The organism is Methyloparacoccus murrellii (assembly GCF_054657115.1).
The window spans coordinates 1-444 of the sequence record NZ_BAAHXD010000126.1 but is presented as its reverse complement, the minus strand read 5'-3'; the positions used below and the strand labels follow the sequence as shown (position 1 = coordinate 444).

Below are 444 nucleotides of genomic sequence, written 5' to 3'. Positions count from 1 at the left end.
GCCCGGTCGCTCACCGGGGTGCGGGGCGTCTTGCCGCGCACCACGCCGCGTAGCCCCAGCCGGCGCATCAGGCGCTCGACCGTGCAGCGCGCCACATCGACGCCTTCGCGATGCAACTGTCGCCAGACCTTGCGCACGCCATAGACCTCGAAGTGTTCACGCCAGAGGCGCTGAATCTGGGCGCAGAGCGCCTCGTCCCGACGCTGGCGAGCCGGCCGCCGGGCCGGATCGGCCTGACGCACCCAGAGCCGACGTGTTTCAGGCGTACAGCCAATCTTGCCGGCGATGGAGCAGATCGCTGCCCACTGGGATTCATGCTCGTCCTGATGCTCGCGGACCATGCGTACGGCGCGCTCGCGGACTTCCGGGGAGTACTTGGTGGACTTCTTCATGGCTCCATCCTCTCAAAGGTTGGAGCCTCCGGGAAAGTCGGGGCGGTTCACA

1 protein-coding gene is annotated in these 444 nt (G+C 67.6%); it reads right to left on the bottom strand.

The features are described from left to right. A partial coding sequence (locus tag ACYQ1H_RS15570) for an IS3 family transposase (protein ID WP_460028951.1) occupies window positions 1–392 on the bottom strand: 392 nt, incomplete at its 3' end. Window positions 393–444: the final 52 nt, after the last annotated feature.